The sequence below is a fragment of the Catenisphaera adipataccumulans genome (assembly GCF_014202755.1).
In the GTDB taxonomy this organism is placed as follows: domain Bacteria; phylum Bacillota_I; class Bacilli_A; order Erysipelotrichales; family Erysipelotrichaceae; genus Catenisphaera; species Catenisphaera adipataccumulans.
The window spans coordinates 22788-37568 of the sequence record NZ_JACHHK010000006.1; the positions used below are offsets into that span (position 1 = coordinate 22788).

Annotated in this window: 11 protein-coding genes; 10 read left to right on the forward strand and 1 reads right to left on the reverse strand. The window is 46.6% G+C overall.

Annotated features, from left to right (window positions below; translation table 11 throughout):
- The first annotated feature begins 64 nt into the window (after positions 1 to 64).
- The 3 genes from HNQ47_RS07975 to HNQ47_RS07985 all read left to right on the forward strand — a co-directional run bounded on the left by HNQ47_RS07975 (position 65) and on the right by HNQ47_RS07985 (position 6101).
- The gene (locus HNQ47_RS07975; RefSeq protein ID WP_183328872.1) at positions 65 to 3496 is read left to right on the forward strand and encodes a pyruvate carboxylase; all 3432 of its coding nucleotides are present in this window, start codon (positions 65 to 67) and stop codon (positions 3494 to 3496) included.
- A 53-nt stretch (positions 3497 to 3549) separates the two neighbouring features.
- Positions 3550 to 4509 (forward strand): biotin--[acetyl-CoA-carboxylase] ligase, encoded by a 960-nt coding sequence (locus HNQ47_RS07980; RefSeq protein ID WP_183328873.1) that lies wholly within the window; start codon positions 3550 to 3552, stop codon positions 4507 to 4509.
- Between the two features lie 278 nt (positions 4510 to 4787).
- The gene (locus HNQ47_RS07985) at positions 4788 to 6101 is read left to right on the forward strand and encodes a hypothetical protein (protein ID WP_183328874.1); all 1314 of its coding nucleotides are present in this window, start codon (positions 4788 to 4790) and stop codon (positions 6099 to 6101) included.
- A 5-nt stretch (positions 6102 to 6106) separates the two neighbouring features.
- On the opposite strand, the gene HNQ47_RS07990 is transcribed toward HNQ47_RS07985, so the two are convergent.
- The gene (locus tag HNQ47_RS07990; protein ID WP_183328875.1) at positions 6107 to 6631 is read right to left on the reverse strand and encodes a hypothetical protein; all 525 of its coding nucleotides are present in this window, start codon (positions 6629 to 6631) and stop codon (positions 6107 to 6109) included.
- A gap of 79 nt (positions 6632 to 6710) precedes the next feature.
- Here HNQ47_RS07990 and HNQ47_RS07995 point away from each other — a divergent pair, with 79 nt between their 5' ends.
- Genes HNQ47_RS07995 through HNQ47_RS08025 form a run of 7 tightly spaced genes read left to right on the forward strand, consistent with a single transcriptional unit; the run spans position 6711 to position 14708 of the window.
- Complete coding sequence (locus HNQ47_RS07995) at positions 6711 to 7673, forward strand: FHA domain-containing protein (protein WP_183328876.1); 963 nt, start codon at positions 6711 to 6713, stop codon at positions 7671 to 7673.
- On the forward strand, positions 7670 to 9025 hold the full coding sequence (locus HNQ47_RS08000) for a protein kinase domain-containing protein (RefSeq protein ID WP_183328877.1): 1356 nt from the start codon (positions 7670 to 7672) through the stop codon (positions 9023 to 9025). Before HNQ47_RS07995 ends, HNQ47_RS08000 begins: the two co-directional genes overlap by 4 nt.
- The gene (locus tag HNQ47_RS08005) at positions 9022 to 10551 is read left to right on the forward strand and encodes a hypothetical protein (protein WP_183328878.1); all 1530 of its coding nucleotides are present in this window, start codon (positions 9022 to 9024) and stop codon (positions 10549 to 10551) included. The genes HNQ47_RS08000 and HNQ47_RS08005 overlap by 4 nt, the downstream gene beginning before the upstream one ends.
- Positions 10544 to 13885, forward strand: a complete 3342-nt coding sequence (locus tag HNQ47_RS08010) for an FHA domain-containing protein (protein ID WP_183328879.1) — start codon at positions 10544 to 10546, stop codon at positions 13883 to 13885. The genes HNQ47_RS08005 and HNQ47_RS08010 overlap by 8 nt, the downstream gene beginning before the upstream one ends.
- The gene (locus HNQ47_RS08015; protein WP_183328880.1) at positions 13878 to 14102 is read left to right on the forward strand and encodes a hypothetical protein; all 225 of its coding nucleotides are present in this window, start codon (positions 13878 to 13880) and stop codon (positions 14100 to 14102) included. The genes HNQ47_RS08010 and HNQ47_RS08015 overlap by 8 nt, the downstream gene beginning before the upstream one ends.
- Before the next feature lie 14 nt (positions 14103 to 14116).
- The gene (locus HNQ47_RS08020) at positions 14117 to 14410 is read left to right on the forward strand and encodes a WXG100 family type VII secretion target (protein WP_183328881.1); all 294 of its coding nucleotides are present in this window, start codon (positions 14117 to 14119) and stop codon (positions 14408 to 14410) included.
- Positions 14411 to 14417: 7 nt separating this feature from the next.
- Entirely contained in the window at positions 14418 to 14708 is a 291-nt protein-coding gene (locus HNQ47_RS08025; RefSeq protein ID WP_183328882.1) for a WXG100 family type VII secretion target, read from the forward strand.
- Positions 14709 to 14781 lie beyond the last annotated feature (73 nt).

A 14781-nucleotide genomic window follows, 5' to 3' on the forward strand; every position in this document is an offset into this window, starting at 1 on the left:
TTCATTTTTTTCTCGTTTTCTCGTATAATAAATTTAAGAGAAGTTACAAGGAGGTAGCGCAGATATGGCGAAGGTACAAACCTTTAGTAAGATTTTAGTTGCTAACCGCGGTGAAATTGCCATTCGTATCTTCAGAGCGTGCCATGATTTAGGACTCCACACAGTTGCCATTTACTCGAAAGAGGATATGGACTCGCAGTTCCGCATCAAAGCGGATGAAGCGTATTTAATCGGAGAAAATGACAGTCCGGTCGGTGCGTATTTGGATATTCCGGCAATTATCGATTTAGCAAAACGCCGCGGCGTTGATGCCATCCACCCAGGTTATGGCTTCCTGTCAGAGAACGCCGAGTTTGCCAAGGCATGTGAAGATGCCGGTATCATTTTTATCGGTCCTTCCAGCAAGGTATTGGCGCAGATGGGAGATAAGCTGAGCGCAAAAGACATTGCGATCCGGGCCGGTGTTCCGATCATTCCGGGAACCACAGAACCATTGAAAGATGCAGATGAAGCATTGGAAAAAGCAGAATCATTCGGTTTTCCGGTCTTGTTGAAGGCGGCAGCCGGCGGCGGCGGACGTGGTATGCGTCGCTGCGATACGGCAGAAGAAGTCAAACCGGCTTTTGAGCTGGTCAAGGCCGAGGCCGCAAAAGCATTCGGAAATGATGATATCTTTATCGAAAAATTCTTGGTAGAGCCGAAACACATTGAGGTCCAGATCCTGGCTGACCAGCATGGCCACGTGTATCATTTGTACGAACGTGACTGCTCACTGCAGAGACGTTATCAGAAAGTCATTGAGTATGCGCCGGCATGGTCGGTGGACGAAAGTGTCCTGGAAAAGATTCGTGCCGATGCAGTTAAGATCGCCAAAGAAGTCGGCTATGTGAATGCCGGAACCGAAGAGTTCTTAGTGGACAAGAACGGCGATTACTACTTTATTGAAATGAACCCGCGGATCCAGGTGGAACATACCGTAACAGAAATGGTTACCGGTATCGATCTGGTGCGTGCGCAGCTGTTAGTTGCGAAAGGCGAATCGCTGGACTGCCCGGAGATCGGCCTGACTTGTCAGGAAGATGTGCAGAAAAAGTGCTATGCGATCCAATGCCGTGTGACGACCGAAGATCCGCAGAACAACTTTGCGCCGGATCATGGTAAAATTACCGCCTATCGAAGCAGCGGCGGTTATGGTGTCCGACTGGACGGCGGGAATGCCGAAACCGGCTCCGTGATCTCTCCATACTATGATTCGCTGCTGGTAAAAGTTACATGTTTTGATAATACGTTCAAAGGCGCCTGCCGACGTGCTTTACGGGCAGTCAGCGAAGTACACGTCCGCGGTGTGAAGACGAATATTCCGTTTATTTCCAACATTTTGACCCATCCGACGTTCCTAGCCGGAAAATGTCATACGAAGTTTATCGATGAGACACCGGAATTGTTCGATGTGACCGGTTCCCGTGACCGTGCGACTCGTGTATTGAAATATATTGCGCAGATCCAGGTCGACAATCCGGATGCCGAGCGTCATCAATACGACACCCCGCGCTTCCCGAAACATACGGGCGATCCGAAGCCAGGTCTGAAACAACAACTGGACCGCATGGGTCCGCGTGAATTCAGTAAATGGGTCCGCAATCAGAAAAAACTGCTGATTACCGATACGACGATGCGTGATGCGCACCAGTCACTGCTTTCGACGCGCATGCGTACACGTGATATGGTCAAGGGAGCTCCGGGTACTGCTGAGATCCTGCGCGACTGCTTCTCGCTGGAGATGTGGGGCGGTGCAACCTTTGATGTTGCATTCCGTTTCCTGCATGAGAATCCTTGGGAGCGTCTGTGGCTGTTACGCGGTCTGATCCCGAACATTCCGTTCCAGATGCTGCTGCGCGGTTCCAGTACCGTGGGCTACGGAAATTATCCGGATAATGTTGTCCGCGAATTTATCAAGCAGAGTGCCATCAATGGTATTGATGTGTTCCGCGTCTTTGATTCCTTGAACTGGATGCCAGGTATGGAAGTGGCAATCGATGAAGTCCTGAATCAGGGCAAATTCTGTGAAGGCACGATTTGCTATACTGGAGATATTCTGGATCCGTCCAACACAACGTTTACGCTGGATTACTATATCAAGATGGCAAAAGAACTGGAAAAACGCGGCGTTCATTCCATCGCTATCAAAGATATGGCCGGTCTGTTGAAACCGTATGCTGCCAAAGAACTGGTGCATGCGCTGCGTAATGAGGTAGAACTGCCGATCCACCTGCATACACACGATACATCGGGCAACCAGGTGGCTACGTACTTAATGGCAGCAGAAGCCGGTGTAGATATCGTCGACTGTGCGGTGGCATCGATGGCCGGTATGACCTCGCAGCCGTCGCTGAACGCAGTCGTGGCAGCGCTTCAAGGCCAGGAGCGCGATACGGGTCTGGATCTGGATCGTATCGAAGAACTGTCCAATTACTATGCCGATGTCCGTCTGCGTTACGAGAAATTCGATCATGGTCTGAAGACGACCGATACCGACATTTACAAGTACGAGATCCCAGGCGGTCAGTATACGAACCTACGTCCGCAGGTCAATTCACTGGGACTGGGCAGCCGTTTTGAAGAAGTGAAACAAATGTACAAGAAGGTCGACGTCATGTTAGGCGGCATCACTAAGGTCACGCCATCAAGCAAGATGGTCGGCGATCTGGCGATCTTCATGGTACAAAACGATCTGACTCCGGAAAACATCGTGGAAAAAGGCGAAAGCCTGACTTTCCCGGATTCCGTCGTAACATACTTCAAAGGCATGATGGGACAGCCGCCGCATGGTTTCCCGAAGGATCTGCAGAGAGTCGTCCTGAAAGGCGAAAAACCGATCACTTGCCGACCAGGCGAATTGCTTGAGCCAGTTGACTTTGATAAAGCCCGTGAAGAAGTCAAAGAATTGTGTCCGCATGAATTTGATATGCGCGAGATCATTTCCTATTGTATTTATCCGAAAGTCATGAAAGACTACTGGAAGAATGAGCAGGAATATGGTTACCTGATGCGGATGGGTTCACATGTCTTCTTCAATGGTCTGGCTGTCGGCGAACGCAACCTGATCAATATCGAAGACGGCAAGACGTTGGTCATCCGTTATCTTGGCATGGGCGATGCCCATCCGGACGAAGGTACACGTACAGTGATCTTTGAACTGAACGGCAACCGAAGAGAAGTTGATGTCCGCGACCAGTCGATCGTTGTCGAAGGCCGCGAAACCGTGATGACCGATCCGACTGACAAATCACAGTCCGGTGCATCGATCCCTGGTTTAGTGACCAAGATCAATGTCAAGCCGGGAGACAAGGTCAAAGAAAACGATACGCTGGGAACCATCGAAGCGATGAAGATGGAAACCGCTGTTGTAGCCCGCATGGACGGTGTGATCAAAGAGGTCCGCGTCAAAGAGGGCGACAATGTCAAAGCCGGAGAGCTATTGTTTGTCTTAGAATAGAAAGATAAGCTGGTGTTTGTTCACCAGCTTTTCTTTTGTGCTATCATTAGGTTATGAAATATGAAATTTTACGCATTTTAAATGAACGAAAGGGCGAATATGTCTCCGGACAGGCGATCGCGGATGAATTGGGCATTTCCCGGGTCAGTGTTTCGAAACAGGTGAAACGCTTAAAAGAAGATGGTTTTGAGATTTTATCGCAGACCCGCCGCGGTTATCAGCTGACGATGAATAACGATGTGCTCAATGCAGCGATCATCGAAGATGGACTGGATCCGTTTTATCATGTTCAAGTCGTGAATTCAGTGGATTCCACAAACAATGAATTAAAACGAAATGCGAATGATCTGCCGGATGGATTCGTACTTGCCGCCAATGAACAAACCGCAGGGCGAGGCCGTAACGGCCACGATTTCCATTCGCCCAGTCAGAACGGGATCTATTTTTCAATGTTTCTCAAACCGGATCTGCCGATCAATCAGGCCTTAAAGGTGACAGCTTGTTCAAGCATGGCGGTAGTTGATGCCATCGAAAAGAATTATGGGATCAAGCCGCGTGTTAAATGGGTGAACGATGTCTTGATCGGACAAAAAAAAGTCTGTGGGATCTTATGTGAAGGCAGTGTGGAAATGAATCTGGCAAAGCTGGAATATATTATTGTTGGTATCGGGATCAATGTGCATTCTTATTCCATGCCGGAAGAGATTCGTTCGATTGCTGGATGCATTGAGGACTTTTCGGATCGCCGGGTCGACCGCAATCTTTTTCTGCGGGATGTGCTGAATGCATTTCTGAAATATTACCGAACGATCGATAAAAATACATTTCTGCCGCGTTATAAAGAATATTCCTGTCTGCTTGGCAAAGAAATCAATGTGATCGAACCGCATTGTACCTATGCAGCGAAAGCTGTGGATATTAATGATCGGGCCAATTTAGTCATAGAAACATCCGACGGAACGCGGAAAGTTCTGTCTTCCGGAGAAATTCATATTCGGGAAAAAGCGCAGTGATGTCCTTTGCCGTTTGTTCATTGTGATCAGATCATTGTTTAAGCCAGGTATTTGATCGGGAGATAAATGTATTTATGTTGGTCTTGATCCAATTCAGAAAGAATACGAAGGGAATCAGGGAAAAGTGATTCCCTTTTTGTTAGATTTTGTGAATTGAAGAGGATAGCTTGCATTTTGACCTAAAATAACATACACTTTTTTTTAGGTATAATGATTTTCAAGACAATCCGCTTGCGTTTTTACGCAGTTCGGTGACATAAAACTGTAACGGAGGGTATATGTGGAAGTATCGTTGTAAGTCACATTTGATTACCTTACTGATTTCTTTTGCCGGCGGCGTGCTGCTGATGGCGCTGGCGCTCCATGCAAACTTGGATTCTTATCGAGAACTGGTGAACATGGTGATCAATACATATGAACAATCTGGTGTGAATCAGCTGACATCGGCGCAGTCGGCGGCGATGTCGAAGTATCTGATGGCACATCCTGAAATCTTTTACATTGTTTCCGGGCTTTCCATTTCCGGATTCTTCAATTTGATTCTATTGGCACAATGGCTCATGAGCCAGTATAATGTACATCCGCTTGTCATTTTATTCCTGGTCTTTCTGGTGCCGGATCTAATGTTTATGATCGGAGCCATTCTGGTGATCCCAATGATCATCGTCTGCATCTACGGCATGGTGACCCTGCGGACATCCGTGCAGTCTGATTTCCGAAAAGCTTCCTTGACAGCCGAAAATGAAATTCTGAAAGTGTATCGTCTGCATCATGAATTTCGTGAAGATGTCAAACCGATCGTAGATGAGGTCCGTCATACTGAACGGCGCGTTACGGCAATCTATGCACTTGGGGTAGTCGCCGTCATCGTTGTCACTGTGATGATTTCGAATTTCTGGGTGCTTCTGATCGCGTTTTTGTTCTTTATGTTCGCATTCAATTATCTGCTGCACTATCGGGCCAACGCGGTCATTCCGATGGCAGCCTTGTTATACGAACAGTGTGATCCGGAAGCGTGTGCATCTGCGGTATTCTTATATTCAAAACGCGGACGGCGTTTGAAACTGCGGCAGCAGACCTTGTTGGCACAAAGCCTGATTTATCTGGATGATGCTGAATTGGCACAAGATGTACTGATCACATACCCGCGCAAAGATCAGGCAAGCATGCTTCAGTACTGGTCATTGATGGCATATGTGGATTATCTGCTGAAAGACGATGATGCCTTGCAGCGCTGCAAAGAAGAAGCAGCCAAGATCCAGCTGCGTTACGGCCGGACCGGAGTGATGATCCAAAGCGAAGAACTGCGCAGCATACAAAATAAGATCGATTTAATGAACGGTGAATTGAATGTCTGCAGAAAGTATTATCTGGAAGCCTATCGAAAAGCTAAATTTCCGTTTCAGCGGGTCGATGCCAGTTATTATATTGGGTTGATCTCCTTTGTCGAAGAAGATTATCCATTAGCGAAAATGTATTTTGAAAAAGTCACGGAATTGGGCAATAAGATGAGCTTTGTGAAACGTGCACAAAAATACCTGGAGAAGATCCAAGGAATGCATATTGATACAGATATGAATTATGAGAGCTGAAGCTCTCATTTTTTTTGTGCCTGCCATCGATAAAGAGCAATATTAAAAAGCACAGAGACAATGATTTCTGTCAGCGCAGCAACATGCCCGCAGTACATCACACTTAAAAAGCAGATAGAGAGCAGGACCAGACCGTGCAGGAGCACTGGGATCGGCAGATATTTTAGTTTGACGAGCCATTCGATGCATAGAAAAAGCAGACCTAGTTCAATGACAGTCACATGCATCGTGCTGCTGAAAGACGGATACTGTGCGCCGTAAGGAATCAATCCGGAAACAGCCAGCAGCGCACATGCCGCTGCATGAAACCATCGTTTGTAGGGGATATGGAGCCGGTCCCAGGCAGCAAGCGGGTAGAAAAAGAAACCGAACACCGTTGACAAGGTCCAGGCCAGAACAAAGAAATAATGATGAAGCGTAAATTCCATGTACGTGAAATTGTCATAGAAAATATCCAGATAGAAGAATGCGGCAGCGTTCAGCAGCGGATTGATGAGATAAACATGCAGGGCGCCAAAATTTCTTTTCATGCTTGTATTGTATGCAATTTTTTGTTCTTTGTCACCTGTTCTCGTATATAAGCTTGAAACAAAGACAAGAGGTGGAAAGATGCAAGAATGGGTCCGTGTTGTGTTCCGGTCGGATCATCTGCTGCAGCTGCAGCTGAAAGACCCGTCCTGGCTGGATGTCAGCGTATTTCCTAAAGCTGAGGTGGATGAATTATGTGTGCGCTGCGTCCTGCATGATGAGAAAAATGCGGTAATTTCTTATACGGTTGATTCCATGATCACACTGCACGATGTTTTTGCCCAGCATATTTTTGAAAAAGAAGAAGGGTATTGCTTTCTGCTGAAGTTAATGGATGATATGATGGCCGTCAACCGCAACAAGCCCGTTCTCTTTGATCCGGATTTTGTCTTTGTTGCTCCGTTTGGCGATGCGTTTCGTTTTATCGTTGTTCCTGTCAAGACTGAACTTTGGATGGAACAGAAAGAACGAATGCAGAATTGGATCAAGACACTCAGCTCTCTTTTTCAGACCACGACGGCATTTGAGATCCCAGGCTATTTGATGAAGGTGATCGATGCACCGGAGTTTTCTCTCCCGGATGTGATCCTCGGACTGAAAAATATGCGTCAGCGCTATTATCCGGTTCGATATGCTTTTTTCTTCCGGCGCCGTACGAATGATATATTCCGCGTGCAGGAGCCCATGCACCATTTATATGACACAAAAACCGAAGCGCCGGTTCAAAGTACAGAGAAAACCCAGATCATCGGAACATTGGATAAACAATCGGCTTATCTAGAAATCAACGGCGAGCGGTACGATTTGATCAGTGAATGGATACTTGTCGGCCGGGCGATGTCTTGTGATATCCGTCTGAACAGTACAGGCGTCTCTTTAAAACATGCCAAGATCCTTTGTCAGAACGATCGTTGCTATATTCAGGATCTGAAAAGTAAAAACGGCACGTATTTAAACGAAAAAAAAGTGATCCGCAGGATGCGTCTGAAGGAAGGGATGAAAATACGGTTTGCGGATGTCGAAGGCATTTTTCATGAATCATGAAACGTTATGAACCGGTCCGTTTTTTGGATAGGACTCTGTACAGCAATGTATGCCTGGCCCGTGATCAGGTCACCGGCCGTTTCGTGGTCACCAAATCGATCTTAAAATCGGCAGATCCGCTGCGGATCCATCAGTTTCATGTTGAAATCGATGTATTAACACAGATACAAGATCCATTTGTGCCGGAGATCATGGATGCCTTAGAAACCGAGAATGAATTCATGATGACACAGACTTATATTGAAGGGACCAGCTTAAATAAAATGCCGGTGAAAGAAAGATACCGATATCGAAATCAAATCGTGACTGAATCGCTGGAACGGCTGGAGTCTGTGCACCGGATCGGTTTTGTTTATATGGATCTTAAACCAGAACATCTCATTTGGCGGGATCATCATCTGTATTTAATTGATTTTAATGCCTGTATACCGATCGGCAGCCGCCAAGCTATTTTAAGTTCATATCCAGAACTTGTGCGCAGACAAGAAAAATTGGACTTCTGTCTGGATCATCAGGCATTGGCATTGATGCTGAAAACATTGTACCCTCATTCGTTTGGGTTTCGGTTGTTGTTCAGGATACTGCATCGCGGCGGGCTGCGTTCCGCTCGTTCGGTACGGCGTTTTTTACGGACGGTAAAAATTGGTTCTCGGATCATGATGGTCAGTCTTTGTCTTGTTCTGTCTGTCTTCGGACTGTCGGATATGGTCCTGAAACCGGATCCGCTGACAAAATATCGGCTGCTGCCGAACTCGGAACGTTTTATGAATGCTTATTTCTATACATTGGAACAGAAAAGCGGCACAGCGGAAGAAAAGGCTCAGGAGAATCTTTATCAATGGATCGAAAATAACTGGATCGATGATTCGGTTTATAAAGATCCGCATACAGCTTTATTTCTTTTGGATCAAGCCGTACAGTCGGAAGATCCTGGATTCTGCCGTTATCTACTCAAACAGATCCCGACCTCCATTCAAAATGAAATTCCGCAGACGATCCTGCTGATAAAGTCAACTTTGCCAAGCGAACCGGCTTTGCCGTATTCGTTTTATCATGCGTATTTGAAACAAATTCAGGCGGAAACGAATCAGCAGCGGCTGTCGTATCTTGATGTCTTTGAAAAATCCTTATTGGAAAATGCAATTGTTTTAAATGCGAAGGATATGCGGCATCTGACAAAATTGGAAGCTGAAACAAAAAGCGATGCGAATCATGCCTGTCTGTATCTTGAGTACTGTCTGTTTCTCAAAGCTAAGGGCATATCGATCTCGATTCCGGAAACCTGGCCGAAAAAATATGCTTCAGATGCCAAATGGAATGAACTATATCAACTTTGGAGGCAAGCAACATGATTGTTTTACATCTTCCGCCAAGACCAGTGCAGGCGACGGCAGCGGATGCAAAGAAGGACGATGAACCGGTCTTTGCGACGATCAACGGTGAGCCCGCGGCCAGCACGATCTATTGTCCGGAGCCGATGACGGTTTCGCTGCATTTGGCGGATGCGGATTTAAAGGACTATACCGTCTATTTGGACGGTGTGAAGCAGGATGCACTCGATATTCCGATCACACCGGAGCATCAAACGATTACGATTGTCATGCGTCATCAAAGCGGTATTGTGACAACACAGGAGATACGGATCCATTCTATATCGCTCGGCGAACCGGATATAGATATTCCTGAGTATGTATTCGATCGGCCGGTCACGCTGAAATGGAGCAAGTTGCCGGAGCTGACGCCGCAGGTGCAGATCGATCAAACAACATTGAAAGATGCAGCCGGTGTTTATTCGTATCAGCCGGATAAAACCGGCACCTATACTGTTCACGTATCGTATCCGCAGGCACCCTACTTAAAATCTTCTTCTTACACCTTTCACTATACGAATCAATTGCCTTCGGTTTCTTTGCAGGCTTCAGCACTTGCGAGCAATCAGGATGTGACTGTACATTGTACGTCGGATGCTCCCTGGATCAAAACGTCCTATTTGGAAGTCGACGGTCAGCTTCAGCCTTGGACATCGGAACTGGTCCTCAAAGCAGCGGACGGTGAGGATCATACATATCATGTCCGGGCCGTCGTAACGGATGTTTTTGATCATACGGCAGCACAGGATATCGATGTGCAAATACGACGTATACCGCCTCATTTATCGATCTTGTTCAACGGGGATATGATGCCGTCTGATATGACTTTTACAGAGGTCAGAAGTCTGCAGTTTCAGACGACAGAGCCTGTACAGCTGGAAGGCAGCTTGAATGGAATGCCGGTATCGATCCTTGATCTGACGCAGCAGCTGCAGCAGATGGATCCGGGCGATATTCTGCAAGTTCGCTGTACCGTACAGGACCGATTTGGAAATATCAACACATCGGTATATACGTGGATCAAAGCATCTTTGCTGCCGACCCCGGATGAATCGCTGCTGAGGCGAAAAGAAAAGAAACCTGTGACAAAAAAAGTACAAACGAAGACCAAGATCACTGGCGATGCCGTGCAGATCCGTACCTGGACGTTAGATGATCAAAATCATCTGCATGTCCGTCAGGAAATCCATCAGCCGCAGAAGAAAAGCCAGATCATCTTTATGGTTCCGAAACATCTTCATAAAGGAAGTAAGATCCGCATTGTTTGGCTGGATCCAGATGGCAAGACACCTAGATTTTTTGCCATTAATCATAAGAAGATCAAAACGAAATGGAAAACAGACCGTATCGGCAATCGATATTATGAATTCAAATTGAAGAAAAAGACCGTCGTAAAACTTCAGACGGAAGATCAAACGGTCCGGCGTGTGTTCCGAATTGAAAAAATGGCGGGACGGCCAAAATGGCAGGAAATCATCCAGCTCGTTCTCAAAGCGCTGCATGCATGACATCATTTTATATTCGGCAGAATTCTGTCGGATCCTTCCTATCCGGCAGATGCAGACATACCGTGATTTTGTCTTTCGTATTGTCAGCTGTAAGTTGGAAATCAAACACAAGAAAAAGGTGGTCATCCTTGACAAGGGACAAACAACAGCGATCGATGATCTGAAGATCCATTTTTCCGAGCATCAGCCGTACTGCAGCGCGGTGCCGTTTCAGGATGAAACAGAACTGGGACGGAATCCCGAATGTACATACCGTATCGTTTCGAACTGCGTATCTGGGCATCATCTCCGTTTTTCTCAAGGAAAAGTCATAGATTTAAACAGCACGAACGGCACATATGTCAATGGCCGTCGGATCCATGAAATCAAGTATCAAAATGGGGATCAAATTTTGATCGGTTTTCATTCTATCTTGATCGTGGAAACCTTTTTGATCAGCACGATACGTATCGATTCAAAGTTATCTTTTCCTTCGTCGATGCCGAAAATCGAACTGCAGCCCCATTCTATGCCGCCTGTTACTGTTTTAAAACCAGTGCAGCGACAATGGGAAATTCCCAGGATCATTCCGGAAGTGGAAAAAGGGAACTGGTTTCAAGCAGTCGGCTCTTCGATGATGATTTGTTTCTTCGGGATTTCAACAGCGCTTGTGACCTGGCTCACTAATCCGGAATTCCAGGATCAGATCTTCTCGACCGTGCTCAACAGCCTGTCCATGGGTGCTGCATTTCTTGTTTATGGCTTGCTGAATCGCCGTCATACATGGAAAGCGGCGTACCGGAAGAAAATAGACAGTGAGCAGAAATATCAGAATTACTTACGGCAGTCCTGCCAGGAAGCAGAGCAGATTCGTTTGGATATGCAGACTTCCTTTGAGCAGCTGAAAAAAGCCTGTTTCGCATTTGATGCGGATCACTATGGTCGATCATTACCCATCTGGATCAAAACGGAAAAGAAGCCGGCAGTGATCATTTCTTATTCACATATAGATTATGAGCATACGGATCATGCGTTGGTTCATGCATTGCAGGAACAGGCAGCGAAGGCAATGCGGACAATTGTTCAGCCGGTATTGCTCCAGCCGGGCATGAGGATCCGGCTGGACAGTGCATCGATTGAAGATGCGTTGTATCTGTATGCGCAGAGCCGCTGGCAGAACGAAAACGTTAAATGGGTCTGGATAACGAAAAAGCGCTTGGATTCCGTGTTGGCAGATCCGGCATGCCAGGAGCAAGGATATCGACTATGGATCCGGGAACCGTCGGATGTATCACGCATTCCTTGGGATCCGCAGCATGTTTATCGTACAGTCAGTGATGGATCATCTCCTGCATTGCCTGTGAAACCAGAAGCAGAAATCCAAGTTTCTTTGCAGCCTGGAGATTTTGATCTTATGGTGTCTGTCGACGAGATTCCTTTGGTTCAGCCGCTTGTTGTTCGCCAAGTGCGGGCACAGCCGTTGTCGGATCATCCGTTTGATGTGAAGCCGTTTTTGAAAGCAGATTGGAAAAAAGAGGTTTGTCTGAAGATCCCGATCGGCATGGATGAAAGCGGATCGATCATTTGGCTGGATTTTAGCGATCAGCAGGATGGTCCGCATGGTTTAGTAGCTGGTTCTACAGGATCCGGAAAATCCGAATGGCTGACAGCGATGCTGGCGATGTTAGCGGTGAAAAATGATCCATCCTGCCTGCAGTATATATTAATTGATTTTAAAGGCGGGGCATTTGGCGATGTGTTTTATCAGTTTCCGCATTGTGCTGGTTTTGTCACTAATTTAGAAGGCGCTGTGATGGATCGATTCTGCCGGAGCGTTCAGGCTGAACTGATCAAACGACAAAAAGCCCTGCGGACCGAGCATGTCTCAAATATCGATGCATTTAATCAGAAGGCTTCAGAATGCATGTCTCACCTGTTTATCGTAGTTGATGAGTTTGCGCAGCTGAAAATGAAATACCCAGAATATATGGACCAACTGAAAGAAATTGCCCGCATAGGCCGTTCATTGGGCATTCATATGGTGCTTTGTACGCAGAAACCGTTGGGCGTTGTTGATGAACAGATATGGTCCAATACGCGATGGAAAGTATGTTTCCGCGTGAATGATACCGGGGACAGCCGGGAAGTGCTGCAGAATGATCATGCGGCTGCTTTGAGGGAAGTCGGCTCCTTTATTGTCCAGGTTGGTTCACACGAATGGGAACGCAAGGGTCATGGATTTTGGATGCAGGCACCGGCGAATGCACAGACACGTCCGGATTGGGCGGAACTGGATGATGAGGACAGGATCCTGCATCGCCGGGAGCAAAGTGCGGAGACCTTATTACAAGGCGCTGCCCGGGAAATATTGAAACACGGCAGAAAACACGCCTGGATCGTTTTGCCGTCGATGGAAAACTTGGAATTTGATCAGGGAATTATTGTAGATCGCCCAGAATGGCAGCGGCAGGATCGTCTCAGGCTGGATACATGCCGGTCGGTATTGTTCTGCCAAGATAAAAAGGAGCAGAAAACATGGTTTGACAGTTGTCTTGCCTGGTATCAAGATCAGCCGGTCTATGTCTATGGTCTTTACGGCAAAAAAGCATTTGTGGATGATGAAATTGATGAAAAGGCGTTGGAAAAGATCGAACGCGGTTTGATCCTGGCATTTGTCGACAGGCATGCAGCTTCGTTTATTCAAATGCTTAGACACACGAAACGGCCGTGGATCGTTATGACATCGGATTGTAATGAGACGATTCGGACACTGACACAGACGGCCGACTTACAGATGATCCTGTCCTGGCACGATTTAGATACTGTACGTTATTTTTCCGATGCGTTTGCGGTCCCAAAACTGAAGCTGAATCACGGAATTTTGAAAACAGAAAAAGGCTGGAATGCCTGGTGCTATCATCCTGCAAAACCGCATGTTCTGCAAAGATCTCGTTATCCCGTCATGGCGCCGCAGCCGTTTAAAATTGGTATCTCGGTACATGGCAGACTGATTGCCTGGGATGGGCGGCGGAAATGTCTGTTTGCGTTTGCCCAGGCTTCGTGTCGGGAAAAAGTCGATCGGCTGATTGAAGCATGGCTCCTGACTTCGCCAATCTTAAATATCGGCAGTTCCTGGCAGGATGATGTGATCTGTATTGACTGCCTCCATCAATCCAATCGGTTTCAAGATCCATACTTTATGGATATACAGTATGACCTGGATATTTTATGGATCGGAGCTGGATGCAGTGAATTCGCATATTTGTTTCATCGCAGTCCGCCGCCGGAAGAAAATGGAGAAGCAATTTGGTTCAGCGGAACAAAAACGGAGGTGATCCGTACGCTCGATGCGTGATCTATTGATTTATATTGAGATCTATCGCGGGGCAAAACATACCGTAAGAGTCAGTGAAACCATGATCCTTAAAACTTTGATCATGGAGTTGGCAGAGGTTTGGAGGATCCCGGAAGCAGAATTGATTTTATGCCGTGAAACAGCCCGGCCGCTGGATTCGCAGATTTCTTTACAAGAGAATCAAATTGTTACGGGTGATCACATTCTTTGGATTTAATAGAAAGGAAAATTATGAATATTTCAATTCAAACGCAGGATGTTCTGCATACGTCATCCTGTCTGAAACAAAAAGCCAATCAGTACGAAGAAGCCATTCAGAAAATGTACATGCGCATGCATGAGATGCAGTCTGTCTGGAAAGGAACCGATCAGAACGCTTTTATTGCTCAGCTGGACTCTTTTCAGCCGCAGCTGAAAAAAATGACAGAGATCATTCGTCAGTATGCTGCCTATTTGGAACGCAGCGCACATCAATATGAACAGCTTCAAAATGAACGAGCGGCTTCGGCCCGCCGTCTGGCATAGATAAACAATGGCACAAGTTCAAATTTCTGCGGAACAAGTCCGCCAGTACGCAGCATCCCTGCGCTCTTTAAATAATCAAGTCACGACAATTTTTCATGATGTGCAGGCACGTATGAATACCGTCGATCAAGCTTGGCGTTCACCGGCTTCACAAGCTTTGCTTCAGCAGTTTCAAACTTTGATTCCGGCATTCCGCAATTATGAATCTGCTTTGGAACAGTATGCGGCTTTTTTGCGTCAGACCGCACAGGTGTATCAGGAAAACGAACAATCTTTGCAGAAGGCGATCCATTCCTAAATGGATTACTACCTTCATTTGATGTCTGCCATTGAGGATTGTATCCGACAATGCGCAGATCTTGAAAACGGAA

Bases quoted from the DNA above. Each gene is read 5' to 3' on its own strand.
- HNQ47_RS07975 (WP_183328872.1), top strand. From the start codon at position 65: ATGGCGAAGGTACAAACCTTTAGTAAGATTTTAGTTGCTAACCGCGGT.
- HNQ47_RS07980 (WP_183328873.1), top strand. From the start codon at position 3,550: ATGAAATATGAAATTTTACGCATTTTAAATGAACGAAAGGGCGAATAT.
- HNQ47_RS07985 (WP_183328874.1), top strand. From the start codon at position 4,788: ATGTGGAAGTATCGTTGTAAGTCACATTTGATTACCTTACTGATTTCT.
- HNQ47_RS07990 (WP_183328875.1), bottom strand. From the start codon at position 6,631: ATGAAAAGAAATTTTGGCGCCCTGCATGTTTATCTCATCAATCCGCTG.
- HNQ47_RS07995 (WP_183328876.1), top strand. From the start codon at position 6,711: ATGCAAGAATGGGTCCGTGTTGTGTTCCGGTCGGATCATCTGCTGCAG.
- HNQ47_RS08000 (WP_183328877.1), top strand. From the start codon at position 7,670: ATGAAACGTTATGAACCGGTCCGTTTTTTGGATAGGACTCTGTACAGC.
- HNQ47_RS08005 (WP_183328878.1), top strand. From the start codon at position 9,022: ATGATTGTTTTACATCTTCCGCCAAGACCAGTGCAGGCGACGGCAGCG.
- HNQ47_RS08010 (WP_183328879.1), top strand. From the start codon at position 10,544: ATGCATGACATCATTTTATATTCGGCAGAATTCTGTCGGATCCTTCCT.
- HNQ47_RS08015 (WP_183328880.1), top strand. From the start codon at position 13,878: ATGCGTGATCTATTGATTTATATTGAGATCTATCGCGGGGCAAAACAT.
- HNQ47_RS08020 (WP_183328881.1), top strand. From the start codon at position 14,117: ATGAATATTTCAATTCAAACGCAGGATGTTCTGCATACGTCATCCTGT.
- HNQ47_RS08025 (WP_183328882.1), top strand. From the start codon at position 14,418: ATGGCACAAGTTCAAATTTCTGCGGAACAAGTCCGCCAGTACGCAGCA.